This window comes from Streptomyces sp. TP-A0356 (assembly GCF_001417775.1).
Lineage (GTDB): Bacteria > Actinomycetota > Actinomycetes > Streptomycetales > Streptomycetaceae > Streptomyces.
Genome location: NZ_BBZJ01000025.1, coordinates 136,256 through 152,138, shown reverse-complemented (window position 1 = coordinate 152,138; position 15,883 = coordinate 136,256). Strand labels below are relative to the sequence as shown.

Sequence of the window (15,883 nt, the reverse complement as noted above, 5' to 3'; positions counted from 1 at the left end):
GGCGTCACCCGTTGCTTCCGGAGTTCGCCGAGTTCCCCGAGACGGTCTCGCGCATGGCCCGCAGGGACTCCTTGAGGGAGCCCATGGTGGCCATGACGGCGGTGGGCTCGTAGCCGCAGTGCGCCATGCAGTTGGCGCAGCGCGGGTCCTTGCCGCGGCCGTACTTGTCCCAGTCGGTCTTCTCGATCAGCTCCCGGTACGTCGGCACGTACCCGTCGCTCATCAGATAGCAGGGCCGCTGCCAGCCGAAGAGCGAGTAGTTCGGGATCGCCCAGGCCGTGCACGGGAAATCGACCTTGCCCTCCAGGAAGTCCAGGAAGAGGGGCGAGTGGTTGAGCCGCCAGCGGCGGCGGTTGCCGCCCGCGAAGGCCTTCTTGAACAGCTCGCGGGTCTGCTCCACTCCCAGGAAGTGCTCCTGGTCGGGCGCCTTCTCGTAGGCGTAGGCGGGCGAGATCATCATCTCGTCGACCTTCAGGTCGTCATTGAGGAAGTTGAGCACCTCGATGACGGTCTGCGGGGTGTCCGTGTTGAAGAAGGTCGAGTTGGTGGTGACCCGGAAGCCGCGCCGCTTGGCCTCCTTGATCGCCTCCACGGCCTCGTCGAACACCCCCTCCTTCGCCACGGACTCGTCGTGCCGCTCACGCAGGCCGTCGATGTGCACGGCGAACGCGAAGTACGGCGACGGCGTGAAGTCGTCCATCTTCTTGCGCAGCAGCATGGCGTTGGTGCACAGGAAGACGTACTTCCCGCGCGCCACCAACTGCCGTACGATCTCGTCGATCTGCGGATGCATCAGCGGCTCGCCGCCGGCGATCGACACCATCGGCGCACCGGACTCCAGAACCGCTCCCACGGCCTGCGCCACCGGCATGCGCTGCTTGAGCACTCCCGCCGGGTGCTGGATCTTGCCGCAGCCCTCACACTTCAGGTTGCAGGCGAAGAGGGGTTCCAGCTCGACGATGAGCGGAAACTTGTCCCGCCTGCGCAACTTCTGTTCGAAGAGATACGTCGCCACCTTGATGGTCTGGCGCAGCGGCATGGCCATCTGGGTCACCTCCTGGGGAGCAGCAAGGAACGGTGCCATTCGAAGAAAGCTGGAAGGACGGCACGTAGGACACGGAAGGCTGATATTCCACCGCGCAAGGTGCCGATTCGGACGAGTTCATGTTCTGGAGCGTCCACGACCACCCGGACGGCCGCAACCGGGCGCTCGCCGGTACGCATGGCGCTGTGGAGGGTGGCCGCGGATTCCATGTCGACCGCGATGGCGCCGGTCGCGCGCAGTTCGGACCGCTCCTGACCACGGACGACATGGTCGGAGCCGGTGAGCGGTCCGGTGTGGACGGCGCGCCCCCGGACGGCGCGCTGGAGGGCCTTGACGAGCAGGTCGGTGTCCGTGCACGGGGTGGTGCCGCGCGGGTCCCGGGTCTCCTCGGCGACGACCAGGTCACCGGGGTGCATCCCGGGTGCGAGCCCCGCGCAGAAGCCCGTGGCGAGGACGGCCGCCCCGGCGAGGCCGGGGTCGGTGAGCGCCCGGGTGAGCGAGCGTTCGGCCGCCCGGGGCCCCATACCCGTACGGAGTACGATGAGGGGCCCCTCGGCGCCGCTGCGGTCGCCGCTGCGCAGGGCGAGGCGCTCGATGCCGAGCGCGCAGGCGATCACCAGCGGGGCCTGGTCGGGCTGTCTGCTCATCGGCTCGCCTTGGCCCCGGCGAACGGCTCGCCGTGCACATAGCGGCCGAGCGCGGTGAGCGGGAATACCTGCCGGTAGAGGTGGTAGTTGATGGAGAAGTCCCAGGGGAAGCCGGTGCCGGTGAAGTACGGCTCGTCCCAGGAGCCGTCCTCGTTCTGGGTCCGGGCGAGGAACTCGACGCCGCCCTCAACGGCCTTGGACTCGCTCTCCCCCGCGGCCAGCAGTGCGAGCAGCGCCCAGGCCGTCTGGGAGGCGGTGGAGGCGCCCCGGCCGCTCCACTCCTTGACGTACCGGTAGGAGCGCAGGTCCTCGCCCCAGCCGCCGTCGTCGTTCTGTACGCGCTCCAGCCAGGATACGGCCCGGCGGATCGCCGGGTGCGCACCGGGGATTCCCGCCGCGACCAGCGCGGGCACCACCGAGCCCGTGCCGTACACGTAGTTGACGCCCCAGCGCCCGAACCACGAGCCGTCGGGTTCCTGTTCGGCCAGCAGCCACTCGATGCCCCGGCGGGTGCGCGGGTCGTGGGAGAGGCCCTCGACCGCGAGCATCTCCACGACGTGCGCGGTGACGTCGGCGGACGGCGGGTCGATGACCTCGCCGAAGTCGCAGAACGGCAGCCGGTTGGGGAACGGGCTGGTGTTGTCGACGTCGAAGGCGCCCCAGGCGCCGTTCTTGGACTGCATGCCGAGGTTCCAGCGCACCCCGCGCCCGATGGCCTGCTCGACCCGGTCCGGGTCGTGGTGCTTGACGCGGCGCAGCGCGAGGACGACCTCGGCGGTGTCGTCGATGTCGGGGTAGTTGTCGTTGTGGAACTCGAAGGCCCAGCCGCCCGGCGGAAGCCCGGGACGTCTGACGGACCAGTCGCCGGGCCGGACGATCTGCTCGCCCAGCATCCAGTCCGCGGCCTTCACCAGCTGCGGGTGGTCGGCGGGCACGCCCGCGTCGGCGAGCGCGATGGTCGCGAGGCAGGTGTCCCACACCGGGGACTGACAGGCCTCGATCATGCGGGCACCGTCCTCACGCCATACGGCGAAACGGTCCAGCGAGGCGATCCCCTCGCGCATCACGGGGTGCTGGAGGTCGTAGCCGAGCAGGTGCAGGGCGATGATCGAGTAGACCGCGGGCGGCTGGATGCCGCCCCAGCAGCCGTCGTTCTCCTGCCGTTCGATGATCCAGCGGGCGGCGGTGTGCATCGCCGCCGTGCGCAGCCGGCGCGGGGCGACCTTGCGGAACTGGTGCAGGGCCTTGTCGAGCCGCTGGAAGACGCCGTCCCAACTCACCATGGGGGCCGGGTCCTTGGCCGGGTTGGGGTCGCTCGCGTCGGTGTGCAGTTCGTCGAGCGGGAACGGCGCGGGGCGCACCGGGCGCTTGGCCGAGACGATGGTCAGCGGCACGATGGTCTGCCGCGCCCAGCACCCGAAGTCGTAGATGTTCAGCGGCACCCACTTCGGGAAGTAGATGAGCTCCGGCGGCAGTTCCGGCAGGTCCTCCCATTTCCACCAGCCGAACAGGGCGAGCCAGATCCGGGTGAAGACGCGGGAGGCGGCGATGCCGCCCTGCTCGCGGACCCACGCGGACGCCTTCGCCATGTGCGGCTCGTCCGGCGCGTCGCCGGCCAGACGCAGGGCGACGTACGCCTCGATGGTGGCGGACAGTTCGCCGGGGCCGCCGTAGAAGGTCGTCCAGGTGCCGTCCTCGCGCTGCTCGCCGCGGATGAACAGGGCGGCGGCGCGGGTGGTCTTCTCGTCGCGGATGCCCAGGAACTGACGGAGCAGCAGATCCTCGGCGTCCATCGTGACGTTCGTCTCGAGGTCGCCCTTCCACCAGCCCTGGGCGTCCTGCCGGGACAGCAGGAAGTCCCTGGCGCGCCGTATGGCGCGCTCGGCGGCGTCTCGAGGGCCGACCGTCCCGGCCGCCTCCGGGAGCGGTGCGCTGGTTTCGCTGGCCGAGGCGGCTCGGGGTGGCAGGGCCCCGGTGCTTCCGTCGGTCGTCGCTGTCATGGCTTCCCCTTCGTGCAGTCGTGCGAGTCGTGCTGCTGTGGGTCCGCCGTCGGCCGGTGCGTGTCCGCGTGGGGAGTTCCCCTGCTCAGGCGAAGCCGAGAGCTTGGGGCGGCACCGGTCGGCGACTACGCGAGGTGTATGCGAGCGATGGCGATCATCTCTTTCGTACGACGACGAAGTCGGCGAGCGCCGTGAACTGCGCGCGCACCCGTGGGGGCATCGGGACGGAGTCCAGGGCTTCGACGGCGATCGTGTGCTGGCGACGCGCCTCCTGGGCGGTCCACTCGCGGCCGCCCGCCTCCTCGATGAGCGCGGCCCGCGCGGCGAACTCCTCCTCGGAGAAGTTCTCGAAGTCGCTGCTCTTGGCGTCCTCGGCGAGGATCTCGCCCAGCCGCTCGGAAGCGGGTCCGCCCGCCGCCAGCGCGGTCACGACCGGCAGGGACTTCTTGCGCTGACGCAGATCGCTCCAGGTCTGCTTGCCGGTGGCCTCCGGGTCGCCCCAGATGCCGAGGAGGTCGTCGACGGCCTGGAAGGCCAGGCCGAGGTGATAGCCGTACCTCTCCAGGGTGTCGGCGGTGCGGTCGTCCGCGCCGCCCAGGACCGCGCCGATGGAGGAGGCGCAGGCGAGCAGGGCGCCGGTCTTGTTCCCCTCCATCTCCAGGCACTCCGCGACGCTGACGCGTTCCCGGTGCTCGTAGGAGATGTCCTGGGCCTGACCGTCGATGAGGGCGCGCGTGGCGGTGGTCAGGCGCCGGGCGGCGCGTCCGGCCTCGACGGTGCCGAGCTCCAGCAGGACCTCGTTGGCCAGCGCGAACAGGGCGTCACCGACGAGGATGGCCTGCGCGGGCCCGTGCACCTTCCAGACCGTGTCGCGGTGACGACGCTGTTCGTCGCCGTCCATGAGGTCGTCGTGCAGCAGGGAGAAGTTGTGCACCAGCTCCACCGCGACCGCGCCGGGCACGCCGACCTCGGGATCCCGGCCCGCGGCCTGCGCGGAGAGCAGGGCCAGCGCGGGGCGCACGGCCTTGCCGCCGTCGCCGTCCGCGGGGTTGCCCTGAGCGTCGATCCAGCCGAAGTGGTAGGCGGCGACGGTGTCCATGGGCGGCGCCAGGCGGTCGACGGCCGCCCGCAGTACCGGGGTGGCCAGGGTGCGGCCGCGCTCCAGAAGCGCGGACACGTCCACCGCGTCGGCAGCCGTCTCGGCCGGGGGCACAGTGGGCACAGTCTCTCCTCTTGTTGCGATACCGGGGGTGCGGGGGCCTGTTCGGTGCGGATCGACGCTCATGCCGCCTCCTCGAAGAGGTCGGGGAGGTGGGCGCCGGACCGGCCCAGGGCGCTCAGCGCGGCGCCCGCCGCACCGACACCACTGCGGACCGCACTCTCCATGGTCGCGGGCCACCCGGTGGCGGTCCACGCTCCGGCCAGGTAGAGGCCGGGGGCCTTGGTGCGGGCGCCGGGCCGCAGCCGCCCGACGCCGGGGGTGGGGGCGAACGTCGCCGTGCGCTCCCGGGTCACGAAGAAGTCCTTCACCCCGGCGCCGCGGGCGCCGGGCAACAGCCGCTCCAGCTCCGGCAGATAGCGCTCGCGGAGCACGGCGACGGGTTCGTCGATCTCGTCCTGGGCGGCCGACTGCGACAGCGCGAGGTACTGGCCCTCGCGCAGCCCGGAGGCCTCGGTGCGGTCGAAGACCCACTGCACCGGGGAGCCCAGTGCGGCGAAGAAGGGCCGCCCGAGCACCCTGCGGTCGTACACGACATGGACGTTGAGGATCGGAGCGGTACCGATCCGAAGCAACCGCCCGGGCGCGTCGAGGGCCCCGGCGGGCAGCAGATCGTGGGCCTCGCGCTGGGGTACGGCGAGGACGACCGCGTCGGCCTCGATGCGCTCGCCGGGAACCTGAACGCTCCAGCTTCCGTTTCCGTTGGGGGAGATGGAGGTGACGCGAGTACGGATCTCGGTGCGGACGCCCGCGGAGTCGAGCGCCTTGCGGGCCAGCCGGTCGTGCAGTTCGCCCAGGGGTACGCGGGCCCAGCCGATGTCGGCCGCGCCCGGGTCGGACAGCAGACCCGTCTTGAACACCATCGCGGCGAGCCCGAGCGAAGCGTCGCCGGCCACCGCGTTGAGGGTGGCGACCCCGACCAGGTCCCACAGTGCCTCGACGGCACGCGCCGACTGACCGTGTGCGGCCAGCCAGCTGCCGAAGTCCTGCGTATCGAGCGCGGGATCCGTGAGGTCCAGTGCTCGGAGCGCCAGTGCGGCACGCCCGACTCGGGCGCGTTCGGCGAGTGAGAGATGCGGGTAGGTGGCCAGGCTGCGCCCGAGATGCAGGGGTACGGGCAGGGCGTCGCGCCGAAGTCTGCCGAGCCGTCGTCCCGGACTGCCGTTGGCATCGAGAACGGGCACGTCGAGACGATCCTGCAAGGGTGCGAGCGAGGCTCCGTCGATGCGATCGAGGAACCAACGGTACGCGGTGCAGCAGCGCAGATAGACATGCTGGCCGTTGTCGACGGTCAGCTCGCCCCGGTGGAAGGAGAAGGCGAGCCCGCCCAGGCGCGGGCGCCCCTCCAGCAGGGTGACGCGCACCCCGGCGTCGGCGAGCGCCAGTGCGGCCGTGATCCCGGCGAGCCCCGCGCCGACCACCACGGCGGACGTCCCGGGTCGGCCCGGGGTGTCCGCGGCCGGGCCCTCCGGCTGAGTGCCGTCGCTCATGGTGCGTCCTCCCCTGCCGGTCCGCCGTCGTGTGTGAACGATGCACGGCGCGCCGTCGCAGTCAGGGACGCCGCGCCGCACCGGAGGGTTGCCTGCCGCTTTTCGCCGATGGAGTCACCTTGGACCGGATTGTCCATCAGGCACGCCTCCTGACGGTCCGCCGGGACACGTTCCGGGCGTCGAGACCCGAGAGGCCGCGCACGGCGACGTACGCCTTCTCCCGGCCCGGCAGCGAGACCCGGCCGCGCAGCACCGCCTCCGGCTCGCGCTCGATGCGGTCCAGGAGCCGGCGGTAGATGCCCGCCATGGCTGCGACGCAGGCGCCGCTGCGCCGGTCGAGCATGGGCAGCAGCCGGTAGCCCTCGGCGAAGAGGGCACGGGCCCGACGCACTTCGAAGTGCACGAGGCCCGGGAAGTCGGAGCCCTCGGGCGGGGTGGGCCCGTGGAACCCGGCCGAGCAGCCGAACTTGGCGAGGTCGTCGCCGGGCAGATAGACACGGCCACCCTCGGCGTCCTCGCGGATGTCCCGGAGGATGTTGGTGAGTTGCAGTGCGAGCCCGAGCGTGTCGGCGTACTCCGGCGCGCGCTCGGCGCCGCGCGCCCCCGGTTCCGTGCCGAACACGCCGAGCGAGAGCCGTCCGATGGCCCCCGCCACACAGCGGCAGTAGACCTTCAGATCGTCCCAGGTCTCATAGGTCTCACCGTGCACGTCCATGAGGACGCCGTCGATGAGCTCGTCGAGGCCGCTGAGCGGGATCGGGAAGTGCCGGGCGGCATGGGCGAGGGCCACCGCGACCGGGTCGGTGTCGTCCTCGGCCACCTCTTGGCCCCGGACGCGGGCGAGCACCGCCCGGGTCTCCTCCAGCCTGGCCGTCTTGACGTCGGCGGTCAGCGCGCCGTCGCCGATGTCGTCGACCCGCCGGGAGAACGCGTAGAGCGCCGACATCGCACGGCGCTTGGGCGTCGGCAGGAGTCTGATGCCGTACGCGAAATTACGGGCCTGCTGCCCGGTCACGGCCTCGCAGTAGCTGTACGCGGCGAGTACCGGTGGGGACACGCGCTGTTCCGACTCCACGGTCCGGATCACCCCTCTCCTCGCAGAGTCACGCCCACCTCGCGCAGCAACCGGAGCTTGCCGGGCTTGAGGGGGCCGGGAAGTACGTCGTATTCGGCGGCGGCGATCGCGTGGACCGCCGCCCTCCCTCCCGCCACGAAGCCCGCGAGCAGCAGCCTCAGCCTGCCGTGGACGCTACCCACGAGGGGGGCGCCTTCATTCAGGAGATCGCGGGCGCGTTGTGCTTCGTACGCAACCAGCGCGCGCACCGATGCGCCTGCTGTGTGCGTGGCGAGATCCGTCTCCTGGACATGAAAGCGCTTCATGTCCTCGGCGGGCAGATAGATGCGGTCGCGGCCGAGGTCCTCGGCGACGTCCTGGAGGTGCTCGACGATCTGCAGCGCCGTACAGATGGCGTCGGAGCGGCGGATGCGCTCGGGGGTGGCGGTACCGGTGACGGCCAGGACGAGACGGCCGACCGGGTTGGCGGACAGCTCGCAGTACGCGAGAAGGTCGTCGTACGTCTCGTACCGCTTGACGAGCTGGTCCTGACGGTTGGCCGCGATCAGACCGAGGAACGGCTCGCGGGTGAGGCCGGCGCGCCGGACCGTCGGCTGCAGACGGCGCAGGAGGGGGTGACGGGGCGTCGAGTCGAAGACCCGGTGCAGGTCGGCCTCGAAGGCGTCCAGGAGGAGCAGCCGGTCCTCGGCCTCCTTGGCCGACACGCCGAGGGCGCGGGCGTCGGCGCCGCCGGGGGCGAGGTCGCCGTCGCCGATGTCGTCGACCAGCCGGGCGAAGCCGTAGACCGCCATCAGATCGGCACGCCAGACCCTGGGCAGGAAGAACGGCGCCACGGGGAAGTTCTCGTCCGCGGCCTTGTCGAGGGTGCCACGCTCCGGGTCGCCGGTGCGGGCCGTCCCGGCTTGGGTCACCGCTCGCCACCCGACGCGGAGACGGCACATGCCTCGCGGAGCTGGAGACTTTCCGTAGCCATTGCCGTCACATCTCCCGTTCTACACCGCCGACCCAATACATCCTATTTCGGACACGCCGCTCGACTGTCCGCGCAGCGCGGCAGGTGTGGGGGTGTAGGGCATTATCGCCCCACTTGCCGCGAATCAGCACCGGTACAGCTTACGTTGTACAACGCAGCGAGCTTCCGCGGGGTGTCCTGCGCATCACAACAACACACCGATTGGCGTCAAGATTCCTAAGACCAAACAGAGTTGGCCTTTCCTTTGCAGACGCCGGGCCCCGCCGGACGGTCCGGCGGGGCCCCGGGCGGGAACGGGCTACTTGCCCGTGAACTTCTCGTACTCCTTGAGGACCTCTTCGGTCGGACCGTCCATCCGCAGCTCGCCGCGCTCCAGCCACAGGACGCGGTCGCAGGTGTCCCGGATCGACTTGTTGTTGTGACTGACCAGAAACACCGTGCCGGCGTGCTTGCGCAGCTCCCTGATGCGGTCCTCGGACCGCTTCTGGAAGGCGCGGTCACCGGTGGCGAGCGCCTCGTCGATCATCAGGACGTCGTGGTCCTTGGCCGCCGCGATGGAGAACCGCAGCCGCGCCGCCATGCCCGAGGAGTACGTGCGCATCGGCAGCGTGATGAAGTCGCCCTTCTCGTTGATGCCGGAGAAGTCGACGATCTCCTGGTAGCGCTCCTTGATCTGCTCGCGGGACATGCCCATCGCGAGGCCGCCCAGGATGACGTTGCGCTCGCCCGTGAGGTCGTTCATCAGGGCCGCGTTCACGCCGAGCAGTGAGGGCTGGCCGTCGGTGTAGACCTTGCCCTTCTCGGCGGGCAGCAGGCCCGCGATGGCACGCAGCAGCGTGGACTTGCCCGAGCCGTTGGAGCCGATCAGCCCGATGGCCTCGCCGCGGTAGGCGACGAACGAGACGCCCCTGACCGCGTGCACCTTGCGCACGCCCCGTGCGGCGTCGTCGGAGCCTCGCCCGAGCATGCGGCTGAGGGCGGCGGTCGCGCTGCCCTTGCCGCTCTTGGCGCCGTTGACCCGGTAGACGATGTGCAGCTCGTCCGCGACGACGGTGGGCACGCCGGCCCCGGTGTTCTGCTCAGCCACGGCCGTACCGCTCCTCCGCCTTCCAGAAGTACACGAACCCGCCCGCGAACACGACGACGGCCCAGAACAGCGCGATGGCCCAGACATGCGGCGGCAGGTTCGAGGCGCCGTAGTGCTCGATGAGAGCGAAGCGCATGAGGTCCATGTAGATGGCGGCCGGGTTCACCTGCAACGCGCGGATGACCCACTCGGGGCGACCGACGAGCATGTTGTGGATGGAGAACATGACGCCGGACACGTACATCCAGGTGCGCAGGATGAACGGCATCAGCTGGGCGAGGTCCGGGGTCCTGGCGCCCATCCGTGCCACGATCAGCGCGAGACCGGTGTTGAAGAGGAACTGCAGTACCAGGGCCGGGATGATCAGCAGCCAGGTCAGGCTCGGATAGCTGCCGAAGCCCACCGCCACGGCGAACAGCACGATCATCGAGAAGAGCAGCTGCTGGAGCTGCTGCAGCGCGAACGAGATGGGCAGTGAGGCGCGCGGGAAGTGCAGGGCGCGCACCAGGCCCAGGTTGCCGGAGATCGCGCGGACGCCCGCCATGATCGAGCTCTGGGTGAAGGTGAAGACGAAGACGCCGGTCACCAGGAACGGGATGTACGTGCCGTGCGGCATGCCCCGGCTGGCCTTGAGGATCAGCCCGAAGATGAAGTAGTACACCAGCGCGTTCAGCAGCGGGGTGGCGACCTGCCACACCTGGCCGAGCTTGGCCTGACTGTACTGGGCGGTGAGCTTCGCCTGCGAGAAGGCCAGGATGAAGTGACGACGTCCCCACAGCTGGCGGACGTACTCGACGAGACCGGGCCGGGCACCGCTGACCGAGAGCCCGTACTTGGCGGCCAGCTCGGCCGGGGTCAGCCCGTCATCGGACGGCGGTCGGGCGCTCACGGCGACGCCGGCGTCATGCGTTGTCTCACTCACGGGTCGGAATACTCTCCGTCTTCGGGATGCGCGGCCTGCTCGGGGACGGGCGAGAGCCGGTTCGTGGGTCCCGCCCGCGTGGTGCTCCCGACTGTCGAGCTTCTCAGATGACCGGAGGCCGGCCCAGTCGGGTCAGCCGCCACACGGTACGCCACTTCATGGGGCGCCGGGGACCGCACGGAGTCGTCCAGCCTTCCCTGAACCCGCCGAACCACGCCTTCAGGGCGGCCCCCGAGGGGCGGCGCAGCAGCGTCAGGAGCATCCAGACGCCCAGGTAGACCGGGACGAGGAGGGCGGGGAGGTTGCGGCGGGCCAGCCAGACCCGGTTGCGGGCGACCATGCGGTGGTAGACCGCGTGCCGGGAAGGGGCGGTCGTGGGGTGGTACAGCACCATGTCCGACCGGTAGTCGATCATCCAGCCGGCGTCCAGCGCCCGCCACGCCAGGTCGGTCTCCTCATGGGCGTAGAAGAACTCGTCCGGCAGGCCGCCGACCTCGGCGAAGACCTTCGTACGGACGGCGTTGGCGCCGCCCAGGAAGGTGGTGACCCGGGAGGAGCGCATCGGGTCGGAGGCGCGCAGCCGCGGCACATGGCGGCGCTGGGTCTCGCCGGTGGCGGGGTCGGCGATACGGAAGCTGATGATGCCGAGGTCCGGGTCGGCGGCGAACGCGCGGCGGCACAGCTCGGCGGTGTCGGCGCGGGCGAGGAGGCCGTCGTCGTCCAGGAAGAGGAGGATGTCGACGTCGGTGCCGCCGGGCCCGAAGGCCTCGACGCCGACGTTGCGCCCGCCTGGGATGCCGAGGTTCTCGGGCAGTTCCACCGTGCGCACGCCGTCGGGTACGTCGGGGACGGGCGAACCGTTGCCGACCACGACCACCTCGACTCGGTCGCCGTCCTGCTTGGCGACCGAGTCGAGGAGGGCACGCAGTTCGGCGGGGCGGTTGCCCATGGTGATGACGACCGCCCCGACCGTGAGGGCGCCGCTCACCTCAGCCTGCTGGAGGCCAGGATGGACACCAGGTGGAGGGCCGTCTGCAACAGGGCGATGCCGGCCAGCACAGCGACGCCGAGCCGGGAGAAGAACAGGTCGCCCCGGACCGCGTCCAGGATCGCCAGGACCAGGATCAGCAGGGACGCCTCGATTCCGAGGACGAGCCGGTGGAACTTCAGGGCCGCGGCGGCTCTGCGGGCCAGCGCCATGCCGGAGGAGCGCGGCTCGGACGCCGCCTCCTTGACCGGCGGCAGCCCGGCCTGGTGACGGGCGACACCCACGAGATCGGTCTCGGCCTTGATCAGGACGGCGCCGAGGGCGGCGAGGGTGCCGAGGAAGGCCCACAGCCAGTCGATCCGCCCGGGGCCCCACAGGTCCGCGGCGCGCAGGCCGAAGCCGACCAGGACCGCGGCGTCGCACAGGTAGGCGCCGACCCGGTCGAGATACACCCCGGCGAGCGAGTACTGCTTCTTCCAGCGGGCGATCTCACCGTCCACGCAGTCCAGGAGCAGGTAGAGCTGGACCATCACCACGCCGAGCACCGCGCCCGCCACACCCGGCACCAGCAGGGCCGGGGCGGCCAGGACGCCGAAGACGGTCATCAGGTAGGTCAGCTGGTTGGGCGTGATCCGGGTGTTCACCAGGTAGCGGTCCACCCGCAGCGAGATCTCCCGCATGTAGAGGCGTCCCGCCCAGTGCTCCCCGCTGCGCCGGTCCTTCACCCCTGCGGGGTGAACGACGGGGCGGAGTTCAGCTACCGATGGCCTTGACATAGTCGGCGTATGCGTCCTTGATCTGGTGGGTCTTCAGGTCGAGGTGTTCGAGGATCGTGTAGCGGCCGGGCCGGGTCTGCGGTGCGAACTCCACGGCCTGGACGAACTCGTCCACCGTGAAGCCGATCTCCTCCGGCAGCACGGGCAGCCCGTGCCGGCGCAGCACCTGGGCGATGTACGCCGACTCCTCGTGCGCGCCGCGCAGATACATCGCGAAGGCGGCGCCCAGACCGCACTGCTCGCCATGGGCGGCCGCGCGCCTGGGGAACAGCAGGTCGAAGGCGTGGTTGATCTCGTGGCACGCGCCGGAGGACGGGCGGGAGTCGCCCGACACCGACATGGCGATACCGCTGAGGACCAGCGCCTCGGCCAGCACCTGGAGGAAGGCGTTGTCGCCGATGCCGCCGGGGTGGCGCAGCACCGCCTCACCGGCCTGCCGGGCCATCGCCGCGGCGAGGCCGTCGATCTTCTCGCCCTTCACGCGGTTGGCCAGCTCCCAGTCCGCGATCGCGGAGATGTTGGAGACGGCGTCGCCGATACCCGCGCGCACGAAGCGCGCGGGGGCCTCGCGGATGACGTCCAGGTCGATGACGACCGCGATCGGGTTCGGCACGCCGTACGAGCCACGGCCGGCGTCGTTGTCGAGGGTCGCGACCGGCGAGCACAGGCCGTCGTGCGCGAGGTTCGTGGGCACGGCGACCAGCGGCAGCCCGACGCGCGCCGCGGCGAACTTCGCGCAGTCGATGATCTTGCCGCCGCCCAGGCCCACGAGCGCGTCGTAGTGTCCGGCCCTCATGTCGCCGGCCAGCCGGACCGCGTCGTCCAGCGTGCCGCCGCCGACCTCGTACCAGGTGGCGCCGGGCAGGCTGGGGGCGAGCCGCTCGCGCAGCCGGGCGCCCGAGCCGCCGCTCACCGCGACGGCCAGCTTGCCCGAGTGCGAGATGCGCTCGTCCGCGAGCACGTACGCCAGGTCGTCGATGGCACCCGGGCGGATGTCGACGACGACCGGCGAGGGGATGAGCCTCGTCAGTACCGGCACGCGATCTCCCGTCCCCGGGCGAGGTCGTCGTGGTTGTCGATCTCGACCCACTGGACGTCGCCGATCGGCGCCACGTCGATCTTGAAACCGCGGTTGACGAGCTCCTGGTAGCCGTGCTCGTAGAACTGCTGCGGGTCGGTCTCCCACACCGTCTTCAGGGCGTCGGCCAGGTCCGCGGCGGCCTCGCCCTCGATGAGGGTGACGCCGATGTACTCGCCGGTCGCCTCCGACGGCTCCATGAGCTTGGTGATCTTCTGGACACCCTTGCCGGGGTCCACGACGACCTTCATCTCCTCGTCGGCGAGGTTCTTCACGGTGTCGAGGGCGAGGATGATCTTCTTGCCGTCGCCGCGCGCGGCGAGCAGCGTCTTCTCGACGGAGACCGGGTGGACGGTGTCGCCGTTGGCGAGGATCACGCCGTCCTTGAGGGCGTCACGGCCGCACCACAGGGAGTAGGCGTTGTTCCACTCCTCGGCCTTGTCGTTGTCGATGAGGGTGAGCTGGAGGCCGTACTTCTGCTCGAGCGCCGCCTTGCGCTCGTAGACGGCCTCCTTGCGGTAGCCCACGATGATCGCGGCCTCGGTCAGGCCGATCTCGGCGAAGTTGCCGAGGGTGAGGTCCAGGACCGTCAGGCTGTCCTCCATGCCCGCGGGCCCCACCGGCACCAGAGCCTTGGGCAGGGTGTCGGTGTAGGGGCGCAGACGCCGTCCGGCGCCGGCCGCCAGCACGAGGCCGATCATGCAGGTTCTCCTTCATCGTGTACGGCGGGCGCGCCACCCTGGTGGGCGGCCACCCAGAAGCGGATGCTCTCGGCGAGCACCACGAGGGCCACGTATCCGGCGAGGACCGTGAGCGCGACCTTGAACTGTCCCGCGGTGAGCACCGCGGCCAGGACCGAGACCAGCAGCGTCCGGCCTTCGTGCCCCCCGACGGCGCGCACCAGCCAGTGCGGCGGCGCGCCGGCGTCGCCGCGGATGCGGTACACCGTGTCGTAGTGATGGTAGGCGACCGCCGCCACCAGCCCGAAAGCCGCCGGAAGCACTCCGTTCACCCCGGATTGGGCGGCGAGCACCAGCACGGTGCTGTATTCGGCGGCCCGGAAGAAGGGCGGGACAAGCCAGTCCAGGGCTCCTTCGAGAGGGCGGGCGACGGCGATGGCGGAGGCCACCGCGTAGCCGACGGCGCACAGGACGGTCCCCCAGCCGGCGCCCCACAGCAGGGCCGAGCCGACGACGAGGACGGCGCCCGCGAGGGCGACATAGGGGGCCGTGCGGCGGAAGGTACCGCGGGCGGCGCGCCGCAGCAGCTCGACGAGGGGCCCGCTGTCCGCGAGGTCGGCCAGGGCCTGAGCGGCGCGGTCGCTTCGCTGGGCCTTGCGGGTCAGCGAACGCAGTACGCGGCCCGCGGTCGTGTAGGTCGCGGCGAAGGCACAGCCGATGAGCAGCGCGCAGAAGGTGATGCGCGGGGTGGTGGCCGCGGTCAGGACGGCGATCATCGCCCAGCGCTCACCGATCGGCAGGACGATCATCCGGCGCACCCAGACCGTCCAGCCGACGCTGTCGAGGCGGTCCGAGAGGGCCGCGGTGGGGCTGGTGTTCGCGGTCGCGGCGGGATCCCCTGCGTTCGCCTCGTTGAAGGCGAAGTCGACCACGTGCCGGCAGGTCTGCAGGACCATCGCGCCGAGGGCCAGGGCCCAGACGTCGTCACCACCACGGGCCGCGCCGAGGGCGAGGCCCGCGTAGTAGGCGTACTCCTTGGCACGGTCGAAGGTGGCGTCGAGCCAGGCGCCGAGCGTGGAGTACTGCAGCGAGTAGCGGGCGAGCTGCCCGTCGGTGCAGTCCAGGACGAAGGAGACGAGCAGCAGGACGCCCGCCGCGACGAAACCGGCGCGGGTGCCCGTGGCCGCGCAGCCCGCCGCCGTCAGGGCGGTGAGCAGCGAGGCGGTGGTGACCTGGTTGGGCGTGAGGCCGCGGTGGGCGCACCAGCGGGCGATGTAGCGCGAGTACGGGCTGATGAAGTGCGTGGTGAAGAACCCGTCACGAGCCTTGACGGCGCTGCGCAGGCGCACGGCCTCGTCGTCGACGGCGGCGACCGCCTGGCGGGCCTCGTTGCGGGCCTGGGGGTCGGTGGGGACGGCGGCGACCAGCGTGCCGAGTTCGGGGCGGTGCACCGGGACGCCGTCGGCGTCGAGGGCGGCGGTCACGCGCTCGGCGAGCGTGCCGGTCTCGACGGCGGAGGCGGCGCCCCCTTCCGGCCCGGGGGAGCCCGCGCCGGCCGCCGAGCTCTCGCGGGCGAGGGCGCGGGTGAGTGCCCGGCGGGCGGCGGGCTGGGCGGTGACGGCGCCGGGCACGGCGGCGGCCGGGAAGCGGGGGTCGGTCAGGCCGAGGCGCAGCGCGTGCAGATGGCCCACGAAGCGGGCGTCGACGACCGCGACCCGCTGGTTCTCGGGCACGGCGGCGAGGAGTGTCTCGGCGTCACCGGCGTCGGTGGCGACCCGCACGTCGAAGCCGAGCGACCGCAGATCGCCCTCGAGCGACGATCCGGGGACCGGCTGACCGGTGAGGATGGCGGTCGACAGACGAACTCACTCCCTGGGGCCCGACGCTACGGGCGTCGGACATA

15 protein-coding genes are annotated in these 15,883 nt (G+C 71.2%); all 15 read right to left on the bottom strand.

All coding sequences use genetic code 11. From position 1 onward, the window contains the following. Positions 1-4: 4 nt before the first annotated feature. A complete protein-coding gene (hpnH, locus tag ASC56_RS27020) occupies positions 5-1,045 on the bottom strand; it encodes an adenosyl-hopene transferase HpnH (RefSeq protein ID WP_055494167.1) in 1,041 nt (346 codons plus the stop codon). Between the two features lie 5 nt (positions 1,046-1,050). Next, entirely contained in the window at positions 1,051-1,692 is a 642-nt protein-coding gene (locus tag ASC56_RS27015) for a 1-hydroxy-2-methyl-2-butenyl 4-diphosphate reductase (RefSeq protein WP_055494166.1), read from the bottom strand. Beyond that, entirely contained in the window at positions 1,689-3,692 is a 2,004-nt protein-coding gene (gene shc, locus ASC56_RS27010; protein WP_055494165.1) for a squalene--hopene cyclase, read from the bottom strand. Before shc ends, ASC56_RS27015 begins: the two co-directional genes overlap by 4 nt. Positions 3,693-3,846: 154 nt before the next feature. Beyond that, the gene (locus ASC56_RS27005; RefSeq protein ID WP_079102716.1) at positions 3,847-4,977 is read right to left on the bottom strand and encodes a polyprenyl synthetase family protein; all 1,131 of its coding nucleotides are present in this window, start codon (positions 4,975-4,977) and stop codon (positions 3,847-3,849) included. Further along, positions 4,974-6,401, bottom strand: coding sequence for a hydroxysqualene dehydroxylase HpnE (hpnE, locus tag ASC56_RS27000; RefSeq protein ID WP_055494163.1), 1,428 nt, complete (start codon positions 6,399-6,401; stop codon positions 4,974-4,976). The genes ASC56_RS27005 and hpnE overlap by 4 nt, the downstream gene beginning before the upstream one ends. Continuing rightward, a complete protein-coding gene (locus tag ASC56_RS43185; RefSeq protein ID WP_371330297.1) occupies positions 6,398-6,538 on the bottom strand; it encodes a DUF6380 family protein in 141 nt (46 codons plus the stop codon). The genes hpnE and ASC56_RS43185 overlap by 4 nt, the downstream gene beginning before the upstream one ends. Then, the gene (gene hpnD / locus ASC56_RS26995; RefSeq protein ID WP_055494162.1) at positions 6,538-7,488 is read right to left on the bottom strand and encodes a presqualene diphosphate synthase HpnD; all 951 of its coding nucleotides are present in this window, start codon (positions 7,486-7,488) and stop codon (positions 6,538-6,540) included. Before hpnD ends, ASC56_RS43185 begins: the two co-directional genes overlap by 1 nt. Next, positions 7,485-8,417: a squalene synthase HpnC gene (gene hpnC / locus ASC56_RS26990; protein WP_371330296.1), complete on the bottom strand. Its 933-nt coding sequence runs from the start codon at positions 8,415-8,417 to the stop codon at positions 7,485-7,487. Before hpnC ends, hpnD begins: the two co-directional genes overlap by 4 nt. A 330-nt stretch (positions 8,418-8,747) precedes the next feature. Next, a complete protein-coding gene (locus tag ASC56_RS26985; protein ID WP_055494161.1) occupies positions 8,748-9,536 on the bottom strand; it encodes an ABC transporter ATP-binding protein in 789 nt (262 codons plus the stop codon). Continuing rightward, positions 9,529-10,458 (bottom strand): ABC transporter permease, encoded by a 930-nt coding sequence (locus ASC56_RS26980; protein ID WP_055494160.1) that lies wholly within the window; start codon positions 10,456-10,458, stop codon positions 9,529-9,531. The genes ASC56_RS26985 and ASC56_RS26980 overlap by 8 nt, the downstream gene beginning before the upstream one ends. A gap of 103 nt (positions 10,459-10,561) precedes the next feature. Continuing rightward, entirely contained in the window at positions 10,562-11,446 is an 885-nt protein-coding gene (locus tag ASC56_RS26975; protein ID WP_055494159.1) for a glycosyltransferase family 2 protein, read from the bottom strand. Further along, positions 11,443-12,222, bottom strand: a complete 780-nt coding sequence (locus tag ASC56_RS26970) for a CDP-alcohol phosphatidyltransferase family protein (RefSeq protein WP_079102734.1) — start codon at positions 12,220-12,222, stop codon at positions 11,443-11,445. Before ASC56_RS26970 ends, ASC56_RS26975 begins: the two co-directional genes overlap by 4 nt. Then, on the bottom strand, positions 12,200-13,261 hold the full coding sequence (locus ASC56_RS26965) for an iron-containing alcohol dehydrogenase family protein (RefSeq protein WP_055494157.1): 1,062 nt from the start codon (positions 13,259-13,261) through the stop codon (positions 12,200-12,202). Before ASC56_RS26965 ends, ASC56_RS26970 begins: the two co-directional genes overlap by 23 nt. Then, on the bottom strand, positions 13,249-14,001 hold the full coding sequence (locus ASC56_RS26960) for a sugar phosphate nucleotidyltransferase (protein ID WP_055494156.1): 753 nt from the start codon (positions 13,999-14,001) through the stop codon (positions 13,249-13,251). Before ASC56_RS26960 ends, ASC56_RS26965 begins: the two co-directional genes overlap by 13 nt. Then, on the bottom strand, positions 13,998-15,839 hold the full coding sequence (locus ASC56_RS26955) for a DUF5941 domain-containing protein (protein ID WP_055494155.1): 1,842 nt from the start codon (positions 15,837-15,839) through the stop codon (positions 13,998-14,000). Before ASC56_RS26955 ends, ASC56_RS26960 begins: the two co-directional genes overlap by 4 nt. Positions 15,840-15,883 lie beyond the last annotated feature (44 nt).

What these genes read in the sequence shown, in the direction of transcription:
- hpnH (WP_055494167.1), bottom strand. Translation starts at nt 1,045, where the DNA reads ATGGCCATGCCGCTGCGCCAGACCATCAAGGTGGCGACGTATCTCTTC.
- ASC56_RS27015 (WP_055494166.1), bottom strand. Translation starts at nt 1,692, where the DNA reads ATGAGCAGACAGCCCGACCAGGCCCCGCTGGTGATCGCCTGCGCGCTC.
- shc (WP_055494165.1), bottom strand. Translation starts at nt 3,692, where the DNA reads ATGACAGCGACGACCGACGGAAGCACCGGGGCCCTGCCACCCCGAGCC.
- ASC56_RS27005 (WP_079102716.1), bottom strand. Translation starts at nt 4,977, where the DNA reads ATGAGCGTCGATCCGCACCGAACAGGCCCCCGCACCCCCGGTATCGCA.
- hpnE (WP_055494163.1), bottom strand. Translation starts at nt 6,401, where the DNA reads ATGAGCGACGGCACTCAGCCGGAGGGCCCGGCCGCGGACACCCCGGGC.
- ASC56_RS43185 (WP_371330297.1), bottom strand. Translation starts at nt 6,538, where the DNA reads ATGGACAATCCGGTCCAAGGTGACTCCATCGGCGAAAAGCGGCAGGCA.
- hpnC (WP_371330296.1), bottom strand. Translation starts at nt 8,417, where the DNA reads ATGTGCCGTCTCCGCGTCGGGTGGCGAGCGGTGACCCAAGCCGGGACG.
- ASC56_RS26970 (WP_079102734.1), bottom strand. Translation starts at nt 12,222, where the DNA reads ATGTCAAGGCCATCGGTAGCTGAACTCCGCCCCGTCGTTCACCCCGCA.
- ASC56_RS26960 (WP_055494156.1), bottom strand. Translation starts at nt 14,001, where the DNA reads ATGATCGGCCTCGTGCTGGCGGCCGGCGCCGGACGGCGTCTGCGCCCC.